The sequence below is a fragment of the Burkholderia sp. M6-3 genome, from assembly GCF_050858985.1.
Taxonomy (GTDB): domain Bacteria; phylum Pseudomonadota; class Gammaproteobacteria; order Burkholderiales; family Burkholderiaceae; genus Paraburkholderia; species Paraburkholderia caledonica.
The window spans coordinates 1737645-1760137 of record NZ_CP110090.1 but is presented as its reverse complement, the minus strand read 5'-3'; the positions used below and the strand labels follow the sequence as shown (position 1 = coordinate 1760137).

17 protein-coding genes are annotated in these 22493 nt (G+C 62.6%); 5 read left to right on the top strand and 12 right to left on the bottom strand.

Going from position 1 to position 22493, the window contains the following annotated elements; translation table 11 throughout:
• The first annotated feature begins 664 nt into the window (after positions 1-664).
• The 3 genes from OH764_RS07650 (at position 665) to gmd (ending at position 3596) form a co-directional block, all read left to right on the top strand.
• Positions 665-1762: an acyltransferase family protein gene (locus tag OH764_RS07650; RefSeq protein ID WP_498848602.1), complete on the top strand. Its 1098-nt coding sequence runs from the start codon at positions 665-667 to the stop codon at positions 1760-1762.
• A gap of 101 nt (positions 1763-1863) precedes the next feature.
• Positions 1864-2514: an SGNH/GDSL hydrolase family protein gene (locus OH764_RS07645; RefSeq protein ID WP_498848601.1), complete on the top strand. Its 651-nt coding sequence runs from the start codon at positions 1864-1866 to the stop codon at positions 2512-2514.
• Between the two features lie 38 nt (positions 2515-2552).
• Positions 2553-3596 carry a GDP-mannose 4,6-dehydratase gene (gmd, locus tag OH764_RS07640; protein WP_027778326.1) on the top strand — a complete coding sequence of 348 codons (1044 nt, stop codon included), beginning with the start codon at positions 2553-2555 and terminating at the stop codon, positions 3594-3596.
• Between the two features lie 127 nt (positions 3597-3723).
• Here the strand turns inward: gmd and OH764_RS07635 are convergent, their stop codons facing one another.
• The 10 genes from OH764_RS07635 to OH764_RS07590 form a co-directional block, all read right to left on the bottom strand.
• Positions 3724-4890, bottom strand: coding sequence for a glycosyltransferase family 4 protein (locus OH764_RS07635; RefSeq protein ID WP_027778327.1), 1167 nt, complete (start codon positions 4888-4890; stop codon positions 3724-3726).
• Between the two features lie 61 nt (positions 4891-4951).
• Positions 4952-6181, bottom strand: coding sequence for a glycosyltransferase family 4 protein (locus OH764_RS07630; protein ID WP_498848600.1), 1230 nt, complete (start codon positions 6179-6181; stop codon positions 4952-4954).
• Positions 6178-7689: a glucose-6-phosphate isomerase gene (locus OH764_RS07625; protein WP_498848599.1), complete on the bottom strand. Its 1512-nt coding sequence runs from the start codon at positions 7687-7689 to the stop codon at positions 6178-6180. The genes OH764_RS07630 and OH764_RS07625 overlap by 4 nt, the downstream gene beginning before the upstream one ends.
• A 3-nt stretch (positions 7690-7692) precedes the next feature.
• Complete coding sequence (locus OH764_RS07620; RefSeq protein ID WP_498848598.1) at positions 7693-8877, bottom strand: glycosyltransferase family protein; 1185 nt, start codon at positions 8875-8877, stop codon at positions 7693-7695.
• A gap of 77 nt (positions 8878-8954) precedes the next feature.
• Positions 8955-9887, bottom strand: coding sequence for a glycosyltransferase family 2 protein (locus OH764_RS07615; protein ID WP_498848775.1), 933 nt, complete (start codon positions 9885-9887; stop codon positions 8955-8957).
• A gap of 57 nt (positions 9888-9944) precedes the next feature.
• Positions 9945-12143 (bottom strand): polysaccharide biosynthesis tyrosine autokinase, encoded by a 2199-nt coding sequence (locus OH764_RS07610; RefSeq protein WP_020065956.1) that lies wholly within the window; start codon positions 12141-12143, stop codon positions 9945-9947.
• Between the two features lie 206 nt (positions 12144-12349).
• Positions 12350-13600, bottom strand: a complete 1251-nt coding sequence (locus OH764_RS07605) for a polysaccharide biosynthesis/export family protein (RefSeq protein ID WP_498848597.1) — start codon at positions 13598-13600, stop codon at positions 12350-12352.
• Positions 13594-14049, bottom strand: a complete 456-nt coding sequence (locus tag OH764_RS07600; RefSeq protein WP_027778334.1) for an arsenate reductase/protein-tyrosine-phosphatase family protein — start codon at positions 14047-14049, stop codon at positions 13594-13596. The genes OH764_RS07605 and OH764_RS07600 overlap by 7 nt, the downstream gene beginning before the upstream one ends.
• A 55-nt stretch (positions 14050-14104) precedes the next feature.
• Positions 14105-15553, bottom strand: coding sequence for a UDP-glucose dehydrogenase family protein (locus OH764_RS07595; protein WP_498848596.1), 1449 nt, complete (start codon positions 15551-15553; stop codon positions 14105-14107).
• A 29-nt stretch (positions 15554-15582) separates the two neighbouring features.
• On the bottom strand, positions 15583-16980 hold the full coding sequence (locus tag OH764_RS07590; RefSeq protein WP_498848595.1) for a sugar transferase: 1398 nt from the start codon (positions 16978-16980) through the stop codon (positions 15583-15585).
• 669 nt (positions 16981-17649) lie between these two features.
• On the opposite strand from OH764_RS07590, the gene OH764_RS07585 reads away from it, so the two are divergent.
• Positions 17650-19227 carry a glycosyltransferase family protein gene (locus OH764_RS07585; protein ID WP_498848594.1) on the top strand — a complete coding sequence of 526 codons (1578 nt, stop codon included), beginning with the start codon at positions 17650-17652 and terminating at the stop codon, positions 19225-19227.
• Between the two features lie 107 nt (positions 19228-19334).
• On the opposite strand, the gene OH764_RS07580 is transcribed toward OH764_RS07585, so the two are convergent.
• Complete coding sequence (locus tag OH764_RS07580) at positions 19335-20729, bottom strand: transposase (RefSeq protein ID WP_498848593.1); 1395 nt, start codon at positions 20727-20729, stop codon at positions 19335-19337.
• A 573-nt stretch (positions 20730-21302) separates the two neighbouring features.
• A complete protein-coding gene (locus OH764_RS07575) occupies positions 21303-21599 on the bottom strand; it encodes a YciI family protein (RefSeq protein ID WP_498848592.1) in 297 nt (98 codons plus the stop codon).
• A 442-nt stretch (positions 21600-22041) separates the two neighbouring features.
• Between OH764_RS07575 and OH764_RS07570 the strand changes: the two genes are divergently transcribed.
• Positions 22042-22335, top strand: a complete 294-nt coding sequence (locus OH764_RS07570; protein ID WP_498848591.1) for a PsiF family protein — start codon at positions 22042-22044, stop codon at positions 22333-22335.
• Positions 22336-22493 lie beyond the last annotated feature (158 nt).

The following is a 22493-nucleotide window of genomic DNA, read 5'->3' as shown; positions in this document are numbered from 1 at the left end:
TGATGGCAAGCGCCATTCATGAACGCGTGCGGCTATCGGCACATAGACGACTCAGTGAAAGATGAAGGCGCAGCGCGCAGCTTGCTGTCGCGCGCGGCGTCAGCACACGCACGCGCTCTTCGGCTTCGAAGATGCAGGCCGCGCCACGCTGCAGTACGCCACATCGAACTAACGCGGTGCGCGGTGCACGCGCAGTCCCAGGACGCCCAATGCGCAAGGCTCACATTACGCGTAAAAAACTCCGCGACGAAAATCGAAAATAATTCAAAAATATTCGCCACTTTAAAACGATGCGAAAGAAATCATTTTAAATATCGATTAAAAGAAAATATGTCCGTGCAGCGTGTGAATGAGGCATGCGCGCACCGCTGCTGTTCCTCTTTTGTTCCTCCTTTCGCCTAACAGGGCAGTGCGGACGGTCACTTCATCCCGCGATTTGCACCCAGCGTCATGAGCGCGACACAAGCATGGAAACGCCGCGCAAATGCTTAACGAAACAACCTGTTTCAATCTGGCTCATTTATCTATTTCATTCCCGTTTTTTCACGATTTTCTTTTGCCTAGAATCAATTGCACTGACATCGCGGCCGCAGCGGGCGCGACTGACTTTCTGCCTCGGCTCGCGGCTACTCGCGGCTCATCGGCCCCACACCATGGACGGTTCATGACTGTTAGCGCACTGCCCACAGCGCCTTCCCATTCACGCCGCATCGTGCAACTCGACGGCTTGCGCGCGATCGCCGTGCTCGCCGTGTTCGCGCAGCACGCGCTGAAAGCGCCGCTGTGGATGGGCGTCGATCTGTTCTTTGTTTTGAGCGGCTTTCTGATTACCGGCATCCTGCTCGAACGCAAGGCACGTGAGCAGTCGTACTTCGGCTACTTCTATGCACGCCGTGCGCGGCGCATTCTGCCGCCCTATCTACTGCTGATGGTGGTCTCCTCGATCCTGTTCGGCTTCGGCTGGGCGCAGCACTGGCAGTGGTACGCATTGTTCGCAACGAACATTGGCGATGCGCTGAACCAGAGCGGACACGACAGCTTGAATGTGTTGTGGTCGCTTGCGGTCGAAGAGCAGTTTTATATCGTCTGGCCGTTCGTGATTCTGCTGGTGCCCGAGCGTGCGCTCGCGTGGGTGGCCGCCGCGCTGGTCCTGCTCGTGCCGGTGCTTCGCGCGGTGGCCACGCCATGGTTCGATTCGTTCTGGCCGATCTATTACCTGACGCCCTTTCGCATGGATCTGCTCGCGGCCGGCGCGCTCCTCGCCGTCGCTGTGCGGCGCGATCGTCACGCACTCGAACCGTTCAAGGGCGTTGCGGTGCTGGGCGTGATCGCTGCCCTCGCCGCGCTCGCCTGGCTGCATCTGCACTTTCCGCGTTTTCGCGCGGCGAATACACCACTGTCCAACGCGGGCCTTTACAGCATTTCGTTGGTGCTTTGCACGTCCGTCGTGGTCATCGCCCTGCAAAGCAAGGGCATCGTCAAACGGCTGCTGTGCAATCCGGTGCTCGTGTATATCGGCACGATCAGCTACACGATCTATCTGATTCATCTGAGCGTGCTGTATGCGCTCTGGCCGCTGCAGATGAACCGCTATGTGGCCGCCGCGCTCGCGCTCGTCATCACGATTGCATATGCAAGTCTCACGTGGTTCGGGTTTGAGAAGCGCCTGATCTTCGGTTCTCGCGGCAACTCGCATGCGGCGGCGGGCACCAGTGCGGGCGTGGCGAACGCTGCGCCGCAAGTACCGCAAAGCCGCGCATGAGATGCCCGTCACGGCTTCGGGCCGCCGCGCTATGCGCGTCGCTTGCGGCACTGTCTCTGTGTTCGCCGGGCGCGAGTGCTCAAGCCGCGCAAGTGGAGCGCATGCAAGCGCACGCACAGGTCGTGATCGACGCATACGGCGATTCCACGACGCTCGGTATTTCATGCAGCGAAGGCCATTGTGCGCCGCAAGCGCAGAACGCCGTGGCTTATCTGCAGGACGAATTGCAGACGCATCACGGCGACCGCGTGCGCGTAGCCAACTACGGCGTGGGCGGCACGATGGCCATGCAATTGCTCGACGGCACGGGAAATCGGCGCGCCGGGCCGACCGCCGGTTTGCCATGGCGCGAGCGGCTCGCGGCGTCGCCCGCGCGAATCGTGTTGATCAACTACGGCATCAACGAAGTGATGCAGAACCAGACGCCCGAGCAGTTCTACACGGCGCAAACCGCGCTCGTCAAAACCGCTCGCGCGCTCGGCAAGGAGCCGGTGCTGGAGACAGCGAATCCGATGCCCGATAACCGGCTCAATGCGCGGCTCGCCTCGATGGTCGCGATAACGCGCCGTGTAGCCGACGAACAGCATGTGCCGCTAGTCGATCAGTTCGCGTACATCAGCAGTCTGCCGGACTGGAAGACGTTGATGTCCGACGGCGCGCATCCGAAGCCGGGTTTGTACAGGCTCAAGGCCGAGCAGGATTTTCAGGTCGTCGAACCGCTGGTGCGGCGGCTTCTCGATGGCACGCTCTGAGGTGCTCTTTTTTCTTTTACCAATATTGAAGGCAAGCTATGAGCCAACCACGCAAAGCGATCATCACCGGTGTGTCGGGACAAGACGGCGCCTACCTGACCCGATTGTTACTCGACAAGGGCTATCAGGTCACCGGCACCTATCGGCGCACGAGTTCCGTGAATTTCTGGCGCATGCGCGAGTTGGGCGTCCTCGACCATCCGAATCTGCGTCTCGTCGAACACGATCTGACCGACCTCGGCTCGACGCTGCGTCTGCTCGAAGGCGCGCAGGCCGACGAGTTGTATAACCTCGCCGCGCAGAGTTTCGTGGGCGTATCGTTCGACCAGCCGGTGACGACCGCCGAGGTAACCGGCATCGGCGCGCTGAATCTGCTCGAAGGCATCCGCATTCTCAACCCGAAGATGCGCTACTACCAGGCATCGACATCGGAAATGTTCGGGCTCGTGCAGGCGGTGCCGCAACGCGAGGACACGCCCTTCTATCCGCGCAGTCCGTATGGTGTCGCGAAACTGTTCGCGCATTGGTCGACGATCAACTATCGCGAGTCGTATGGTCTCTTTGCGAGCAGCGGCATTCTGTTCAATCACGAATCGCCGCTTCGTGGCCGCGAATTCGTGACGCGCAAGATCACCGACACGGTCGCAAAGATCAAGCTCGGCAAGCAGGATGTGCTGGAACTCGGCAACCTTGGCGCGAAACGCGACTGGGGTTTCGCGCTCGAATACGTGGAAGGCATGTGGCGCATGCTGCAAGCCGACGAGCCGGACACCTTCGTGCTCGCGACCGGCCGCACTGAGACGGTTCGCGACTTCGTGCGCATGGCGTTCGCCGCGGCGGATTATCAGATCGAGTGGTCAGGCAAGGAAGAGCGCGAAACGGGCATCGACGTGGCGACTGGCAAGACGCTCGTGCGCGTGAATCCGAAGTTCTACCGGCCGGCTGAAGTCGATCTGCTGATCGGCTGCGCGGACAAGGCGCGCGAGAAACTCGGCTGGCAGGCGCAGACCACGCTCGAACAACTGTGCCACATGATGGTTCATGCGGACATTGGGCGCAATCAGCAACACGAGACGTTTTAATCAGCGACCGCCGCATTGCGGCAATGCAGCGGCGGCCGCACAAAAGAATGCTGATGAAAAAGGCGCCGGCTCTCTTCTACAGGAGCCGGCGCCTTCTTTATTTCGTCCCGCGAATTTCAACGCTTGATCAATGCACCTCGCCCGAGGCAATAGCCTCGCTATACACCGACGCCACCCGTTTCGCGATCACCGAGTTATCGAAGTTTTCACGCGCATAGCGCCGGCACGCATCGGCATCGGGCAACTTCAGCGAGCCGCTTAGCGCGCCGGCAAGTCCCGCCGCAATCGCCTTCGCGCCGGTCTCCGGCAGCACCAGATCGGGCGAGAGCCCCGCCACCGCCTCGGGCAAGCCGCCAACCGGCGTGACCAGCACCGGCGTACCCGACGCGAGCGATTCGACCGTGATGAGACCGAAACCCTCGAGCGCGACTGTCGGCACGACACTGATATTCGCGGCGCGATACAGCGCCGCCAGATGCTGATCCGGCACGAAGCCAAGAAGCTTCACGTTGTCCTGCAAGCCGGCCTCGTCGATGCGCGCTTGCAATTCGTCCGCGAGACGCCCCTTGCCCGCGATCAGAAGCAGCACATCGGGGTGGCTCGGCTTGAGCAGCCTGATCGCATCGATCAGATCTTCGAGACCCATGCGCCGCACGAGACGCCGCACCGCGAGCACGATCGGTCTGTCCTGCGGCAATTGCAGCTTCAGACGCGCCTCGGCGGGCGTGATGGGCAGATTGAATTGTTCGACGTCGACGCAACCCGGCACCACGCGCACACGCTCCGGCGAGATGCGATAACGCGAAGTGAGAATCTTGCCGAACGCCTCGGACAACACGATGAGACGCGACGAGCGCGTATAGACCGATTGTTCGAGATAACGCTTCGCGCGTTGTCCGAGCGAATCCGCGCCTTCGACATGGCTTTCGTCGGCCCACGGCCCCTGAAAATGCGAGACCTGCGGGATACCGCGCGTTACATCGAGGCCCGGAAACGTATAAAGCGCGAAGTGCGAGGAGATCACATCGGGACGCGACGTACTGATTTCCTGGCGCAGCGCGCGACGCGCGGCCATCAGCCGCAAAGGCAGCGACTGGCCGGCGGAGCCGAAACCGTTGATCGCACCGCCTGTGTCGGCAGCAACCTTCGGCGAGCCTGCTACGACGCCGCGCACCGCGACGCCCGCGCCCGGCAGCGCGCCGACCAGCGAGTAATACATGCGGTCGAGGCCGCCCGCGCGCTCCGGGAACCAGTGCATGCCGATCTGCAGCGATTTGATTGAGCTTGTCGTCATTGTCGTTGCCTTTTGAGCCTTTTTGTATCCGGTGAGTAGTGTTGAACGCTAGCGCGTCGCGTCATTCGACGCGCTTGTGTCCGGCCAGCGTGTTCAGCGTGAGCGCGTCGGTCTTCGCGACCACCGCCGCCTCGGCTTCCTTGCGCCGGCGATTCTTCTGCTGCCCCTCGATCTGCCGATACAGCGCGATATATTGCGCGGCCATGCGCGCCCAGCCGAAACCGGTGGCAAGTTCGTTGGCAGCGATGCCCATCTTGCGACGCGCGTCGTCATCGGCGGCGAGGCGTGCGACCGCCCCTGCGAGCGCCTTCGGATCGTCCGGATCGTCGAGCACGATTCCGCATTCAGGCGTGATGATTTCAGCGCCGCCCGCGGTGCGCGCGGTCACGACCGGCAGGCCGGCGGCCATCGCTTCGAGCAGCGACAGGCTCATGGCCTCGTAACGCGACGGAAACACGAACGCATCGACCGAATGCATCAACACCGGCATCTCTTTGACGAGCCCGAGAAAATGCACACGATGCGCGATGCCGAGCGCCTTCGCCTCGTCCGGATACGGACTGCCCGGCAGAAAACCCGCCACCGCGATATGCACGTGTTCAGGCAAATGCTTGAGCGCGGCTAGCACCGTGCCGAGGTTCTTGCGCGGCGTACGCAGATCGCCGACGAACAGCAGCAAGAATGCGTCTTGCGGCAAGCCGAACTTCGCGCGATCGCCGGTGGCCGCAGCAAAGCCCTGCGTATCGACGCCGTTGTAGATCACGTCCACACGGTTATCCGGCGTGAGGCCGATCGCGCGGATTTCATCGGCGACCTTTTGCGAAACCGCCGTAATGACTTTCGAGCGCCGGTAGGCCCAGCGCTCGAGCAACGCATTGCAGCGCGTATACACCGACTGATACGCGGACCACGCTCCTTTCGTGAGACCGAACGGGTAGTACTTGCTGCCGAGCCACCCGCTATGCACGAAGTGCGACGTGTTGACGTCGGCAGGCATCCACGTGATGAAGCCGTTCACGTGGAGCACGTCGTATTCGCGGCGATGCGAGCGCAGCCACATTGCGCTCTTGAACGCGAACACCTGCTGGCGCAGCAGATTGGTCGGCCACCAGCGGCCGATTTTCATCGGCACCCAGCGGACGTTCGGATGAACGAGCAGATCGGGCGCGACGTGCGAGGCAATCAGCGTGACGCCGATATTCTCGTCGAGCGCCGCGCGCGCGATCTCGTGGTTGACGCGCCCCTGGCCGTCGTTATGGCGCACAACGTGCGTGACAATGGCGACTCTCAATCAGTGCCTCCGTGGAAAAGTTGCGTGCGGAATAACGTGCCGGCGCGGTTGATTTTTTCGTAATGCACCGCGGAAAGAATCGAAAAAACGCTCATGAAAAGCAGCAGCCCGCCAGTGCCGACCAGCGAATTGGTGAACACCAGCATCGCGAAAGTCGCAAGGCACAAGCTCAGACATGCGGACACGTACTTGTCGTTGCGCAGCCTGAACGACGCAAGCACGGCGCGCGTCAATAGCCACACGATGCCGGACATGTAAAGTAGCGTGCCGGGCCAGCCAAGCACGAACGGGATGTTCATCACGCCGCTGTCGAAGTTGCCGTACTGGCCGAGTTGGCCGCCGTCGTTCGAGAGCTTGGTCGAGGTGCCGGTCGCGCCCATGCCTTCGCCGGAGACATCGGTAAAAGCGGTTTTGGCGAAGGTTGCATAGAATTCGTTGCGGGCCGCGTAGCTCTGGTCGTCGTTAAGATTGACGATGGTGGACAAGCGCGCCTGCATCCGCTCGGCCACCGGGCCGACCGCGAGGAGCGGCACGCACAATCCCGCGAGCAACACCGCGCTCGCGACGATGCGCACCCGCACCTTGTTGTTGGACTTGATCAGCTGGATCAGCAACGCGATGATCCAGCCGCCCCATGTGGAGCGCACGAGGCTCAACGCGAACGAAAAGAAACCGAGCGCGGCGGCGACCCAGCGCACGCGATGCGTGGCCGCCATTACGTACACCATTGCACCCATCATTGCGAACGCGAACGGCCCTGACGAATTCATCGTGCTGAAGACGCGCACGCCCATCGGCACAGGGTCGCCTTGCGAGTTCATCTGCGAGCCGAGCATCCACAGCGCGTCCCACTGCGGCATGATGAAAAACTGGATCAGTCCGTAGCCGCCCATCACGAGCATGCCCCAGATGAACGTGTTCACGATGGTGTCGCGGTACTGCGGATACTGGCGCGTGTTCGCCATGATGTGAAGGCCGATCAGAATCGGATACAGCCAGTTCGCGAGGTCGTAAGTGGCCGCGAGCGGGCCGCTCGACACCACGCCGACAAGGTAGGCGTAGACGAGTCCGAGCAGAATCAGCAGCACCGGAAGGCCGCGCCGTTGTCCGAGCAGCCTGTAGTAGCGCACGAGCGACAACGCGCTGATCATCGTGACGGCGAGCGGCGCGACCTGGATCAGGCTCGTCGGCGTGAACGAGCCTTTGGACCAGTCGGCGAGGCGGCGCACTTCAGGGCTCAGGAACCATAACCACCACATGAAGCCGATATAGCGCGCCGGGCTCTTGAAGTAGAGCCAAAGGCCCGTCGCGATTGCGAGGACGGGAAACGCGAGCGTGAGCACCGTGCCCTGACGCGCGACGATCAGTACGGCCGTGACGAGCCACAGCATGGCTGCGGGCAGCCACTCGCGGCGTTTGCGCGACGCGGCGCGCGACGCACCAACGCTGCCCGGCAAGCCCGGCATGCCGGGTGTCGGCGGAAGTTCGGCTCGCGGAAGCGTCGACATCGCTTAAAGGCCTCCGCGCGATTCTTGCGCGGTGCTGCGTTGACCGGGAGCGCCCACCGCCTTGTCCGCGTCGGCAGAAGGCGCGGCGCGGCCGCGTGCCGCGGCGCCGCGCGCGCGCAGCATTTCCTGCGTGATCCGCACATGCTGCATCGCGTAGTGTTGCGTGGTCAGATCGCGTGACAGCAGGCCGGCAGCCGCTGCCTGCGCCTGGCGCAATGCTTCCACGGGCGCGGCGGCGAGCCCGTCGACCGCATCGCGCAATGCAGACGGATCGAATGGCGGAATGTACGCAGCCTCGCCGGCCGGAAAATAATCCTGCAAGGCGCCGACGTCGGTCACGACCATCGGCTTGCCGACTGCCGCCGCCTCCAGCATCACGGTGATACCCGACGCGTGCGTGTTCGGCCGCAACGGCACGACGATCACATCGGCCCAGTCATACAGTTCGTGCTGTTTTCGGATGCCGGAGAACAGCGCGATTTCCAAATTCGGCGCGCGCAGCGACGCGGGAATGCGACGGCGCGTGGCGAGCTTCACCGTGTAGCGCGGGTCGTTGCCCAACGCCCTGATGAGCGTATCCCAGTCGCGGTCGCGGTCGTTGCCGATCGCGGCGATGCGGATTGGCGAATGCGGCGTCCATTCGGTCGGCGCTTTAACCGGAAAGTCGCGCGTGTTCAGACCGTAGAGAAGCGGCTTCGCGTCGCGATTGAAATAGCGCTTGCACAACGCCGCGTTTTCGCTCGCGAGCGTGGTCAGCTGATCGGCGCGAGTCATCAGCTTGCGATACAGCCACTTACGCACGATTCCATACGAAGGCCATTTGTCGAGCAGCCACACGCTTTGCGCGAGCAGAAGCGGCGAGGAGTCCGCGCCGGCCTTGCGGCCGCTCAGCAGGAGCATCAACGCGGCTGACAGCCATTCCTGTTCGGTGTGCGTCCAGATCACATCGGAGCGCAACATCTCCGCGCGATTGCGCCACGTATGGATGAAGTCGAATCCAAGCACTGCCTTCAGCGCGCGTCGAACGAGCCGCATCGGCTTGCCTTCGCGAGCGTCCTGTGAATAGGTCAGCGCGAACGCGTTTGATTCGGCGTGGTGATAGCCGTACAGGCAACCGATGTTGTCGCCCGGTCGATAGAAACGCGGATCGGCGCCGTAAAACAGATGAACGTGGACCTTCGTACTCATGCAGACACTCCCTTTGCCGATGCTGCAGCGTGTGAGGCGCCGCTTGCTGCTCGCGCCCGTTGCATTGGCCGCCCCGCTCAGGCGGTGCGCGACAGCGCGCGCCGGGCTTCGTGCGCGCCGGTTCGCACCGCGCGCCAGCGCGACAGCTTCAGGCGCGCCTGTTTCGACACGAGCGCGAGCGCCGCATGCGTGAGCCCCGGATAGACGCGTGTGCCGACGAGCGTCCACCACCACCACGCGGTTTCGCGGCGCAACGGTGGCAACTGGTCGCGCAGGATCAGATGGAAATTGAACGCGGCATTGCGCAACGCGGCCATGGTTTGCGCGTCGCGGCGGTCGTCGTCGAAACGTTCGGCGGGGAAATGATCGACCGCGACGCGCGGGTCGTACATCAGCTTCCAGCCGGCGTTCTTCACCGCGAGGCTGAACGCCATGTCGTTGTGAACCTGCGCGCCCGCGCCGCGCAGCCGTGCGTCGAAGCGGATGTTGCGCACCGCGTCGCGCCGGTAGCTCATGTTGGCGCCCTTCAGAATGTCGACTTCGCGCGCGCTGCCCACGCCGAGGTGATGGTTGCCGATGATCTTGCCGTGCGCGGTGACCTTGCCGACCAATGGCCGCTCGCCGTCCAGCACGCGGCCTTTTTCGTGCACCCAGTCGCGCCCGCCGAGCGCGCCAAGCCGGGCGTCGCTTTCGAATGCGGCTGCAATGCGGTGCACCCAGTCGGGATGAGGCGCGGCGTCGTCGTCGGTGATCGCGATTACGTCGCCGTTGGCGGCGTCGAGTCCGCGATTGAGCGCCGCGACCTGGCCGGGTGCTTCGACGAGCGCGACCGAGAGCGGCAGCATGCCGGTCACCGCCGGATCGCGCAGACATAGATGGGTCGCCTCGTCGTCGGCGCGCGCCACCACCACGACTTCATCGGGCGCGCGCGACTGCCGTTGGAGCGCCGCGAGGCAGCGCGCGAGGTCGGCCGGGCGGCGGTAAGTCGGAACCAGTACCGTCACTTTCATTGCGATGTCCTTGTTGCGATGTCCTGTGTGATTCATCGTCGGTGTGCTCCTGCCCGGTCAGGTGCTCAGATATTCCTGAACGGCCGCGTAGCTGCGGTCGTAGCCGCCGCGAGCCCGCGCCGGCATGCCGTTGAAGATACCGCCCTGCACGTGCACGCCCGCTGCACGCAGACGCTTCAACGCGTCGGTGATCTCGCCCTCGCTATGCATGCCTGAACGCATCACGAAGAAGGTCGAACCGGCATACGCGCCAATGATCGACGCGTCGGTCACCGCGAGCACCGGCGGCGTGTCGACCAGGATCACGTCGTAGCGTTTCGCGAGACCGTCGAGGTATTGCGGCAGACGCGGCGACATCAGCAGCTCGGACGGATTGGGCGGACGGCGCCCGCACGAAATGAAGCTCAGATTCTCGATCTCCGACGCGCGGATCGCCTCCTCCAGCGAGATCTGGCCGCTCAGCAGCTCCGACAGCCCGTTGTCCTGCGTGCCGCCCAGGAAGCGCTCGAGGACGCCGCGGCGCATGTCGCCGTCGATCATCAGCACGCGCTTGCCCGAATGCGCGAGCAGCACCGCCAGGTTGACCGTGAGGAAGCTCTTGCCGACGCCGGCCATCGGGCCCGTGAGCATGACGATGCGGTTCTTCGCGTCCATCATCGTGAACTGCATCGACGTGCGCAGGCTGCGCAAGCTCTCGACCGTGACGTCCTTCGGCCGCGCATTGGCGAGCACCGAGCGCAGGCGCTCGCCGCCGCGCTGGAAGCCGTTTTCGAGGAGCGTCTGCTCGGCGCTCATCGGCACGAGCCCGAACACCGGAAGGTGGAACGCGCGCTCGATGTGCTCCGGGTCGTCGATGCCCTTGAACATATTGCGGCGCAGGAACACGAAACCGGTGCCCGCGATCAGCCCGAGGATCGTCGCCGCCGACAGGATCAGCGCCTTCTTCGGCTTGACCGGCGCGCCAGGGCGCAGCGCGGCGTCGACGATATGCACGTTGCCGCCCGTGCCGGCCTTCTGCACCGACAGCTCCTGCACGCGATTGAGCAGCAGCACGTAGATGTCTTCCGCCACTTTCGCGTCGCGTTGCAACTGCACGGCTTTCACTTCGGTAGCCGGCAGATCGCGAAAGCGGTCAGCGTATTTCGCGCGCTGCGCCTGCAACTCCGCCATTTGCTCGCGCGCCGCCTTGAGCATCGGATGGTCGTCGCCGTAACGCTCGATGAGTTGCGCCATCTGCAGACGCAAGCCGGCGATCTGCTGCTCGTACTGCACGCTGCCCTCGAGGTACACCTTCGCTTCTTCGCTCGCATTGATCGAGCCGGACTGGCGCTGATACGCGGTCAACGCCGCCTCGGCGCGTTCCAGATCCGACTTCAGGCGCGGTTCCTCGCTCTTCAGGAAGTCGAGCATCTTGCTCGCGTCGGCCTGCTTGTTGGAGACATGCTGGCGCACGTATGACTGCGCGAGCGCATTGGCGACGAGCGCGGCATGCTCGGGGTTCTTGTCCTCGAGCGAAATCTGGATCACGCCGGTTTGCTTGCCCTGCTCCTGCACGCTGATTGCCGACTGGAATGCGCTGATCGCGTCGAGATCGTTCGCGCGGACCACGGTGAATTCCTCGCCCGGACGCGCGACCAGCTTGTTCACCAGCATCGTCACGCCGCCGCCCTGCGCCTGTTGCCCGACTTGTCCGCGCAGCAAGAGCGCGCCGTTTTCCGCATGCAGTTCGTAACGGTCACCGCCGAGCGCCTTCATGGTGAGCTTCTGGCCTTCGAGCGCGGGCAGCACGTCGATCGAATCGATGTCGGCCACCTCACCACCCCACGCATACGACGACAGGCCGAGCCATGGCCGCGCCGGCTGGCCTGGCGTCGCCATGCGCGCGGCGATGCTGCCGAGAAGCGGCAGCGTCTTCGGCGTGACGCTGAAGTTCAGCTTCATCTGCTCGACCACGGGGCCGACGACTCCGCGGCTTTTGATGATTTCGATCTCGGCGTCCGTCGGCAGCGAGGTCGAGCCGCTCGTGATCGCGGCGCCGGTCTGCGTTTGCGTGAGCGCCTGCGACGTGTTGTCGGCCTGCTCGACGCGCACGTGCGCATCGGCCGAATAGATCGGCTTGGCGAGCACACAGTACGCACCGGCAATCGCGACGACCGCCGCCGCGATTGCGATCAGCCACCAGATGTCGTCGAGGATCACTTGCACCAGTTGCCCGAGAACAACGTCCTCTTCTTCGGTCCTGAGCGGTCCGGTCATGTGTGGAGAGATTTGATTGCTCACGATTCGATCCCGTATCGGTTGCTTCTGCGGTTGCTTCTGCGGTTGCTTTTGCGGTTGCTTGCGTGCATCTGCTTTGGCGTTGGCTTATCTGTTGTTTCGCGGGTGCTAGCTGCGTTTGCCCCAGTCCCGCGCTGCGGCCACCGGACGATGGCGCGGCGCGGGACCCCTGGCGACTCACGCGCCTAGCGTGTGAGCTGCTTCAGGTAGAACAGCGTCTGCACGCTCGGCAACACCTGCTGCAACACACGGTTGAACGTGGTCGATGCGGCGGTGCCCACATATACGACGTCCATCGGCTGCAACTGGAACTGCGCGGACAGCATGATCGCGTCGGGCTGCGTCATATCGAGGCGGTACACGTCCGGTGTGGTCGGATGCTCGCGCATGCCTCGCATAACGAAGATCTGGCGCGGATTGGCGTCCGTGTCGAGAATGCCGCCCGCTTGCGTGAGCGCGTCGGCAATCGTGAGACGGCCCTTGAGCATCGGCAACTGGATCGGCGTCTTCACCTCGCCCATCACGAAGATGCGGCTGTTGCTGCGGTCCGGCACGTTGATCACGTCGCCGTTTTGCAGCATCACGTTCTGCGTGGTGTCGCCTGCATCCAGCATGCGGTTCGCGTCGAGCACATAGAGCTTGTTGTTGCGCGTGAGGCGCACGCGCTGGATATCGGCGTCGGCAGTCGTGCCGCCCGAGCGCGTCAGCGCATCGACCAGCGTGAGCGGCACGTCGCTCACCGCGAGCGGGCCCGGCGTCTTCACCTCGCCCGTTACCTGCACTTTCTGGCCGCGGTACGACAGCACGCGCACGTCGACCTGTGGATTGCGGATATAGCGCACGAGTCCGCTCGCGAGCTGATCGCGCAGTTCGCCGACGGTTTTGCCCGCAGCCCGGATGCGGCCGACGAACGGGAAATAGATGGTGCCGTCGGCGGCGATGGTCTGGCCGTACGGATCGGCCTGGCCCGGCAGCGCGGCCGTGTACGGCTGCTGCAACGCGCCGGCGATGGTCTGCGTGCTGGTGCCGCCCGCCGACAGCGTGCTGCCCTGCGGCGTGGTCAGTTCAGGGTGATCCCACACGGTGATGCCGAGAATGTCCTGCGGCGAAAGCCGGTAGACGTATTGCGACGGATCGCTGAAGGTCGACGTGGGCAGCGGGCGCGGCGGCGTGCTGGCTTCGGCCTGCGCTTGCGCAGCGACAACGGTAGCGTCGATTACATGGACCGGATAGGTTTCCGCAGGCTGGCTCTCGTGCTGGCCGTCGTCTTTCAGACGCGACGTGTCGAGATAGTTGCCCGGTGCGGTGGCGCAGGCCGACAGAAAGGACGTCAGCAGCAGCGTGGCGGCGAACCTGGCTTTGAGGTTCGCTTTGAGGTTAGCGTTGCGGTTCGCGCATGCGTGTGTAGCTTGTGTAGCGTGTGTTTTCATCAGCATATTTTTTTCAACCATCCCATGACCAGGTGTTCGATGAGCACGAGACTCTCCCTGTAGGCGGATTCCTCGCCGCCGTGCGGATCGGCGACGTCGGGCACGTCTTCCCACTTGCCGAGCGGGAAGACCTTGCCGCGCGAAGCCGGATCGAGGGCTTCGACTTCGCTCGCCTGCGCGCGCTCGCTCACGAGCACGAGGTCGGCGGACCGCACGAGCTGCCGGTCAAGACGCCGCGAATAATGCGCTTCGGAGGCAACGCCGCGCTCGGCGAGCAGCCGCCGCATGACCGGGTCCATGCCGTGACCGTTCATCGCCCGCACGCCCGCCGAATGAAACGCAATCGCCCCCGCCGACGCATGCGAGCGCGCGGCTTGGCGTGCCTTGAACAGCATTTCGGCGGCGGGCGAACGGCACACGTTGGCGTGGCAGACGATCAGAACATTGGCGAACATGTCGGGCTCCGTGAAGATGCGTGGCGATACAGCTGCGAGCGGGATGCAAGCCGGCCTAGTGGCCCGCCTCCGCTGCCGCGAGCGCGTCCGCCGGCGTGAGCGGCAGGCCGTTTGCGCCGACTCTCGCGGGCGCATTGCGCAACGCATGCTGACGGCCGATTGCGTGATACTCGATGCCGAGTTCGAGCAGCGTGTCCGGTTCATACAAATTGCGGCCGTCGAAAATGAGCGGCGTCTTCAGGATCGTTTTCAGCGCGTCGAAATCCGGGCTCTTGAAGACCTTCCACTCGGTGAGAATCACGAGCGCGTCGGCGCCGTCGGCAGCTTCCATTTCTTCGTTCGCGAAGTGAAGGCGTGCATGCTGCTGCGGCACGTCCTTCAGATCGAGCGCGAACACGCGCTTCGATTCGTCGATTGCGACCGGGTCATACGCTTTCACGCGCGCGCCGCGGCGCAGCAGCTCCGCGATCAGCGGACGGCTGGGTGCTTCGCGCATGTCGTCGGTATTGGGCTTGAACGCGAGTCCCCACACGGCGAAGGTGCGGTCCGACAGATCCTCGCCGAGGCGCGCGACGATCTTCTGGGCAAGCACCTTCTTCTGCGTATCGTTGACGGCTTCGACCGCTTCGAGAATGCGCAGGTTGGCGTTGTGATCGGCGGCCGTGCGGATCAACGCCTGCACGTCTTTCGGAAAGCACGAACCACCGTAGCCGCAGCCCGCATACAGGAAGTCGTAACCGATGCGCGGGTCGGAGCCGATGCCGCGACGCACAGCCTCGATATCCGCGCCCACACGATCGGCCAGATTCGCGAGTTCGTTCATGTACGAGATACGCGTGGCGAGCATCGCGTTCGCCGCGTATTTGGTGAATTCCGCCGAGCGCACGTCCATGTAGAGCGTGCGTTCGCGGTTGCGGTTGAACGGCGCATAGAGGCGCTTCATCAGTTCGCGTGCCTTCTCGCCGGGCACGTCCTCATCGCAACCCAGCACGATGCGGTCGGGTCGCGTGAAGTCTTCGACCGCCGCGCCTTCCTTCAGGAACTCGGGGTTCGATACGACCGAGAACATGTGGTTCAGTCCACGCTTCTCGATCTCTTGCGCGATCGCTTCGCGCACGCGCGACGCCGTGCCGACAGGCACCGTCGACTTGTCGACGATCACCTTGAAGCCGGTCATATGGCGGCCGATGTTGCGCGCGGCGGCGAGTACGTATTGCAGATCGGCGGAGCCGTCTTCGTCGGACGGCGTGCCGACCGCGATGAACTGGATGTCGCCGTGCGCGACCGCCGCTTCGACATCGGTCGAAAACGTGAGGCGGCCCGCCTTGCGATTGCGCGCGATGATCTCCTGCAGACCCGGTTCATGGATCGGCACGCCGCCGTTGTTGAGCACGTCGATCTTGCGCTGATCGACGTCGAGACAGAAGACGTCGTGGCCGATGTCGGCCAGACATGCGCCCGTTACGAGGCCTACGTAGCCACTACCGATGATCGTCAGGTTCATGTGTTACCTCGCAGGAAATTGGAGTTGGTTCAATATGCGTTGTTGCCGACAAAGCCCTTCCACAGCGTCAGCACGACGATCTTGATGTCGAGCCAGAAGGTCCAGTGCTGCATGTAGTAGAGATCGAGCTTGACGCGGCCCATCATCTTTTCGATGCGGTCGGTTTCGCCGCGATAACCGTTGATCTGGGCCCAGCCAGTGATGCCCGGCTTGATCCGGTAGCGGTGCATGTAACCCTTCACCAGATCCTTGTAGATGTCGTCGTGTTCGAGCGCGTGCGGACGCGGCCCGACCACCGACATCTCGCCGCGCAGCACGTTGATGAACTGCGGCAGTTCGTCGAGGCTCGTGCGGCGCAGGAACGCGCCCACCACGGTGATACGCGGATCGCGCCGCGTCGCCTGAGTGATCCTGCCGGCCTCTTCCTTGTGCACTTTCATCGAACGGAATTTGTAAATCTCGAACTCGTGTCCGTCGATGCCCTTACGCTTCTGGCGGAAGAACACGGGGCCCGGCGAACTGAGCTTGACCATCGCCGCGATCACGAGCATGACCGGAGCGAGCGCGGTCAAGGCGGCAAGCGCAAAGAGCCGGTCGAAGACGCGCTTGGGCAGCACGCGCAAATCGGTGATCGGCGACGCCGCCAGGTTGATCGCCGGCACGCCGAGCAACTCGACCATCGGCTGATTGAAAAGAGTCAGGCTGCGCACATCGGGAATGAAGCGGATATTCACGAAGTCGTTGCGCAGATCCATCACGAAGCGATGGATCTCCTTCTCCTTCGAGATCGGCAGTGCGAGCCACAACTCGCGAATCGCGCGCTGCCGGACGAGCTCGATCATGCGCTGATAGTCCCGTTCCACGGGCACGCCTTCGATCGCGTCGGACGTATCCGGGTCTTCGTACGGGTTGATGGTGGCGTCTTCGTCGAACACGACGACCGGGCTGAAGCCCGCGTCCGGACGGCTGCGCATCTGCTGGATCAGGAAACGTCCATACGGCGCGCCGCCCACGATCGCCACCGCGCGCTGGTTGAAACCTTCCCGGCGCAGTCCGCGCAGAATCGAATAGACGATTACCTTCGTGACGATCAGCAGCACGATGGTGGCGATCGCCCAATACACGAGCCACAGCCGCGACAGACTGTCCGCGCGATGCAGCGTGAAGCTGATGAGCACGCCGGTGACTTCCACCATCGCCCAGCCGCCCGCGACGCGGCACAGCAGGTCGTACAACGGCTTGCCGCGCCATGACTGGTAGATGCCGAGCGCCGGAAAGAACACCACCACGAGCAGGACGTCGAAAGCGAGCGACACGCTTTGCATATCGTCCAGCCACACCACTTCCCCGTTGTGCACGGCCGCCGCGATCGCGGCGCCGAGCGCAACCATCGCGATGTCGATGATTCTCGATAGAACGCTCAGCATGTGCTGCCCCTCAGTTCGTCAGTCAAGTGCCATCCCGTCGGTTAGTCGGCTGGTGGATTCGAAAGGGTTCGAAATACGCGGCCTGGTCATTCCGGCAGCAGCACGCACAACGCCGGTCATCGCGTTGGCGAATAATTGCCCGACGCGAAACCAGTTGAAGCGGTGCTAATTGCAATTCCGTTTCCCGCATGACTAAACCGGATACGCGGCCGCAGCGAAAAACGTGTCTCGGAATGAGTGAATGTCCTTCTGCAGGTATAGATAAAGCGTTATTAAAATTCGCTTCGCAAGGCTGCAAAAATCTCAAAATGTATCGGTCGAAATTTCTGCATTTTTGATGCAATTTATTCGGCATTTTTTACCGACAAAGATGCGTTATGACGGTCCTTTGAGCTTCCCGTGCGTGTTCTCCGGCGTTCTGCAGCCGGATTTTTTCTTCGTGCCCTGCCGGCTCGTTAGATAGTCTTACTTATCCATCGGCGGTAAAAAATTAAGTCGCCAGTTTTTTGCGCTTAATTTTTATTTTTGGAACCGTGGCGGTGACATTCTTTTTTCACGAGACGCCGAATTTATAGCCTCGTATATATAGTTTTCATTTAACGCGCTTTTATTGATTTCGTCCTTCGTGATAAAACTCGATGCATTCACCCAGCCCCCGAGGAGTCCATCATGACAGCTCCGGTTACGGCCACGTCCGCCGACACCCGGTCCACGCAAGCGACGTCCACGCACGTCAAACTGAAGGTCCATCCCGTGATTCTGGCGGGCGGCTCCGGCACGAGGTTGTGGCCGATGTCGCGCGAACAGCACCCGAAGCAGTTGATCGGGCTGCTCGGCGAAGATTCGCTGCTGCAATCCACCACGCGCCGCCTCGACGGCCTTGAGGCCGGTTATCCGCTGACCGGCCAACTCGTCGTGGTGGCCAACGAGGAACAGCGCTTCACGACCGCCGAGCAACTGCGCACGAGCGGCAAACCAAGCAGGCTGATACTCGAACCCGTGGGCCGCGATACGGCGCCTGCATTGACCGTCGCCGCGCTTTCAATCGCCGCCCAGGACGAGGACGGCATCATGGTCGTGATGCCCGCTGATCATGCGGTCACCGACCTCGACGGATTTCACGCAGCGGTCGCCGCGGGTGTGCAACACGCGGCGGCAGGCAATATCGTTACGATGGGCATCGTGCCGACCCGCGCGGAAACGGGCTATGGCTATATCCGGATCGGCGCGCCTGTCGCTACGCCTGGCAATCCTGATGAAATGCGGGCAGACGATGCCGCGCAAGATGCCACCGACGCCAACGCTCCGATCGCCGCGCACAAGCTCGACCGCTTTGTCGAAAAGCCGCATCTCGAACTTGCGCAGCGCTATGTCGAATCGCGTGAATACTGGTGGAACAGCGGCATTTTCATCATGCGAGCGTCGACCTGGCTGAAGGCGATCCGCCACTTTCAGCCCGCCATCTACGAAGCGTGCGACGCGGCTTATGCGGGCGGCAAATCAGATGGCGATTTCTTCCGGCTGCAGCGCGACGCGTTCAGCGCGTCGCCGTCCAACTCGATCGACTATGCAGTCATGGAACAACTCGGCAACGATCAGACCGCAGCCGCTGGCGTTGTCATGCCTTTGCAGGCGGGTTGGTCCGACGTGGGTTCGTGGGACGCAATCTGGGACATCTCCGAGAAAGACGCCGAGCAGAACGTCGGCCGTGGGCGCGTGATGTTCGAAGGCGCATCTTCCACATTTGCCCATTCGGAAGGACGCCTGATCGCCTGCGTGGGCACGCAGGATCTGGTGGTAGTCGAAACGGCCGACGCCATTCTCGTCGCGGATAAATCGCGCGTGCAGGACGTCAAGAAGATCGTGGCGCGTATTCGCAGCGAGGGCGGCCTCGAAGCGGCCAATCATCGCAAGGTGCATCGCCCGTGGGGCAATTACGATTCCGTCGACTCCGGCGAGCGCTTCCAGGTCAAGCGCATCGTCGTGAAGCCGGGCGCTCGCCTCTCGCTGCAAATGCATCATCACCGCGCTGAACACTGGATTGTCGTGCGCGGCACCGCGCTCGTCACGCGAGGTGAAGAGCGCTTTATCGTCTCAGAAAACGAATCGGCTTATATCCCGCTAGGTGTCACACACCGTCTTGAGAATCCCGGCAAGATGCCGCTCGAAATGATCGAGGTGCAATCCGGTTCGTATCTCGGCGAAGACGATATCGTGCGCTTCGACGACACATACGGACGCCAGTGAAGTACTGAATCACGTACGCGAAGTCACTTGCAGGCACAGCCCTGAATCACAGCGAATGAAGCAGAAACCTGCGGCGGTTGCTCCGACAGCCGCGGGGTACTGCATGCTCATCCCGCGTGGGAGATGAGTTCTGTGTATGACGGATAACGTTCTGCTGCTTCGCGTTCGTTGACTACATGTGCTGCCGTGTCGGCGGCATTCACCGCATTCACCGCACTTGCGATGTTCGCCGTGCCTGACGCGGTCACGGCGGACGGTTCGCTCGCATAACGCCGCAGCGGTCCGCGAAATGCATTCAGAGGACCATGCAACGGCGCGCCATGATGCGCGGCGACCGGCTCCGGCACATGACGCAGTCCGGACAGCGGACGAGCCGGCGCCCCTGCATACGGCGCATGAGTGGTCGGTCCATTTGGCGCATAGCCAGGCTTGTGCGTTTGCATTGGCGTTGCATGCTGTTGCGGCGCGCGCGCTTGGGGCGCGGCTTGCGCTGCGGCCAGCGTACGGCACTCGCGATCCACCCACTGCGCCGCCCACTCGAACGCATACTGCTCGGCGGCCTGGGGATCGGCGAAACGCGGACCGACGAGACCGGAACGCTCGACGCGCCTGCCGTCCATCATGATCTCCGCCCATGCGCGATACATATCGTTAGGCACACGCTCGGCGGCGACGTAGATCAGATAGCCATGTCGCTCGGCAACTTGCCGGCCGCGCGGTGCGAGACTTGCCGGCAGTGCGCTGCGCTGCAACGCTGCTGCGGGCATTTTTCGCGCCGACGCAATTGCCGAATCCAGACTCTGCATGGCGGCGCCGACTGCACCGGCTTCGCCTATCGCGCCGAGGTCAACGCGCAGCGCAGGGCGCGGCGCATAGACGACCGAAGGCGTCGGAAAGGCCGGCGCTCGCGCTACTGCCGGCGGTGCATAAGGTGTCTGCGGTGCAGATGGTTCGGTTGGTGCGACATTGTCGACACCCGCCAGCTGACGTGTGATGTCGGCAAATGGATCGGCGCAACGCCAGTCGCGCGCGTGAGACGGAAGCGCCGCGTGCAGAGCGTTCGCGCCGTTGCCACTCGTGCCGGGCGCCTGCCAGGACTCGGGGCTCTTCCACGTCACACCACGCGGAGCATCGTCCCGCGATCTCGAGGTTTCCGCGACCTGCGCGGCCGGCTTGCCCGCAGGCTTGGCGGCACCCAGCGGCGCAGGTTGAGGCACGTACGCGAACGTGCGTCCAGTCCTGGACAGGAGCCGAACCATCTCGAGCAGCGTACCGTTCAACTGCCATTCTTCGAAACGGCGCCGGCAAGTGGGACCCGACGGATACCGTCCCGGCAGCTTCGACCACGGCTCACCGGTGGTGAGGATCCACAACACAGCATTCGCCACGACACGTGGGTCGGCACGAGGCCGCCCGCGTCGGTTCAGACGGACGGCCGGCTCATCTGAGACAAGCGCTGAGAGCAGCGCCCATTCGTCATTGCTTAGCTCATCGAAAAACATGGATTTTCTCCACGCAGCCTGGCCGGGCCGCGGCTTTGGGCTGACCACGAATTCAACTTTCACGATCCGTGTGTAGCCCTCGGTTGCACAAATATGTTTTGTACGTTCTGTCTGGTGATCAATACCGCCCTGTGTTAGTGCGGTTTGTCCCTATTGCGAAGCACAGAACGTGGTCTCACTCGTGCATGGGAGAATTGTGCACGAAGCATACCACCACCAGGGTTTGCGTGAATATCGTTGCGACAAGTGTTACGGATAGAAACAAACTTCTCTTGCGTATTCGATCATTTCACGTCAAGCCGTAACGGAAATGCTTGCTGCGATAGCACCGGTTTTTCTGTAGCGAGCCTGAGAATTCGAAAAAGCCGCGAATAAACCTATGTAATTTCTCAGGCACGGCGGCACTCCAGATTTTTCGAAATTTTGACGTGGCCGGCTGCGTCAGTTGGTTGCGAGCGCATCGAGTGCAAGGTGCCAAGGCTAGATGACATCGATGTGGCAAGAAGACCCGTTGCGCCTCCTGGCAACAGCGCAGGCAAGACACCTCGCCCGCGCGTTCGTCGGCGCGTTCTTCTAGCGGATCGGGGTGGCTGCGCCCTGGCCGACTACGGTCGTCCACTCGCGCACGCGCCAGCGTTTCACAAGGCCCGCTTGCACGTACGGATCCGCCTTGGCAAAGGCCTCGGTGGCTGCGGGCGACTCGCCGGTGAAAAGCAGCACGGCAGTGTCGACGGGTTCGTTCAGCGCCCCGGCGAGCAGCAGTTCGCCGCGCTCCGCCGCAGCCCACGCAAGTTTCAGATGCCGCTCGCGGTGCGCGCCGCGCTGTTCGAGATAGTCGGGCACAAGGTCATAGGTCAGCAGGTAGTGCATGGCATGCTCCTCTGGTTTGTCTGACGCGACAGCATCGGCGCCCCATGCACACCGCTGCGCGGCAGATAGATTTCTGAATTTCGGTTCGGATTTCCTTACCAATTGCTATTCGTGTGCGAGCGCAGCAAAAGAAAAATTCAGCGCGAATTTTTTTATTCCGCCACTCGCAGCGGCGACATTGCGATTTACGGGCCCGCTGCATTCGTCAATTAATCTGCAATGCATAACATAATGGCCTGTCCGCAATTGGGCCTTTTGAATGCCGCGAATGCCGCAGGCGCTGCTCTATCAGGGAAAACGCGCGGGTGCGCATGTCAACGCAAACGCGGTTTTGGCCGTTGATGCAGACAGCATTTGCCATAATGGATCTGCCGAGGGCCGGATGCGTCGACGCCCGCGTGCATGAAGACCAAAAATGTTTCTACACCGATGGGAGTGTCACATGAAATTCCAATCCACAATCGCTGCATTGGTACTCGGCGCCGTCCTCGCTTCGCCCGCGTTTGCAGAGAACAGCCAGCAAACCAAGATGGCGGACTGTAACAAGCAGGCCGCCGACAAGAAAGGCGACGAGCGCAAGGCGTTCATGAAAACCTGCCTTTCCGCGAAGCCGGCTGCCGCACCGATGAGCCAGCAGGACAAGATGAAGGCGTGCAACGTGCAAGCCACCGGCAAGCAGGGCGACGAACGCAAAGCGTTCATGAAGAGCTGCCTGTCTTCCGCGCCGGCCAACTGAGCCCGGGCATCGCCGGAAAAGCGCCGCGTGCCTCGCGGCGCTCGATCGTCGCATTATGCTGTTTGCGCTTTTCCCTCACCCGCTTTCCCCGCCCTTCTCCGAGCCGCCGCCCGAACGCGCCGTTTTTCTTCTATGATGGCTGCGGAGACGGCCCACCC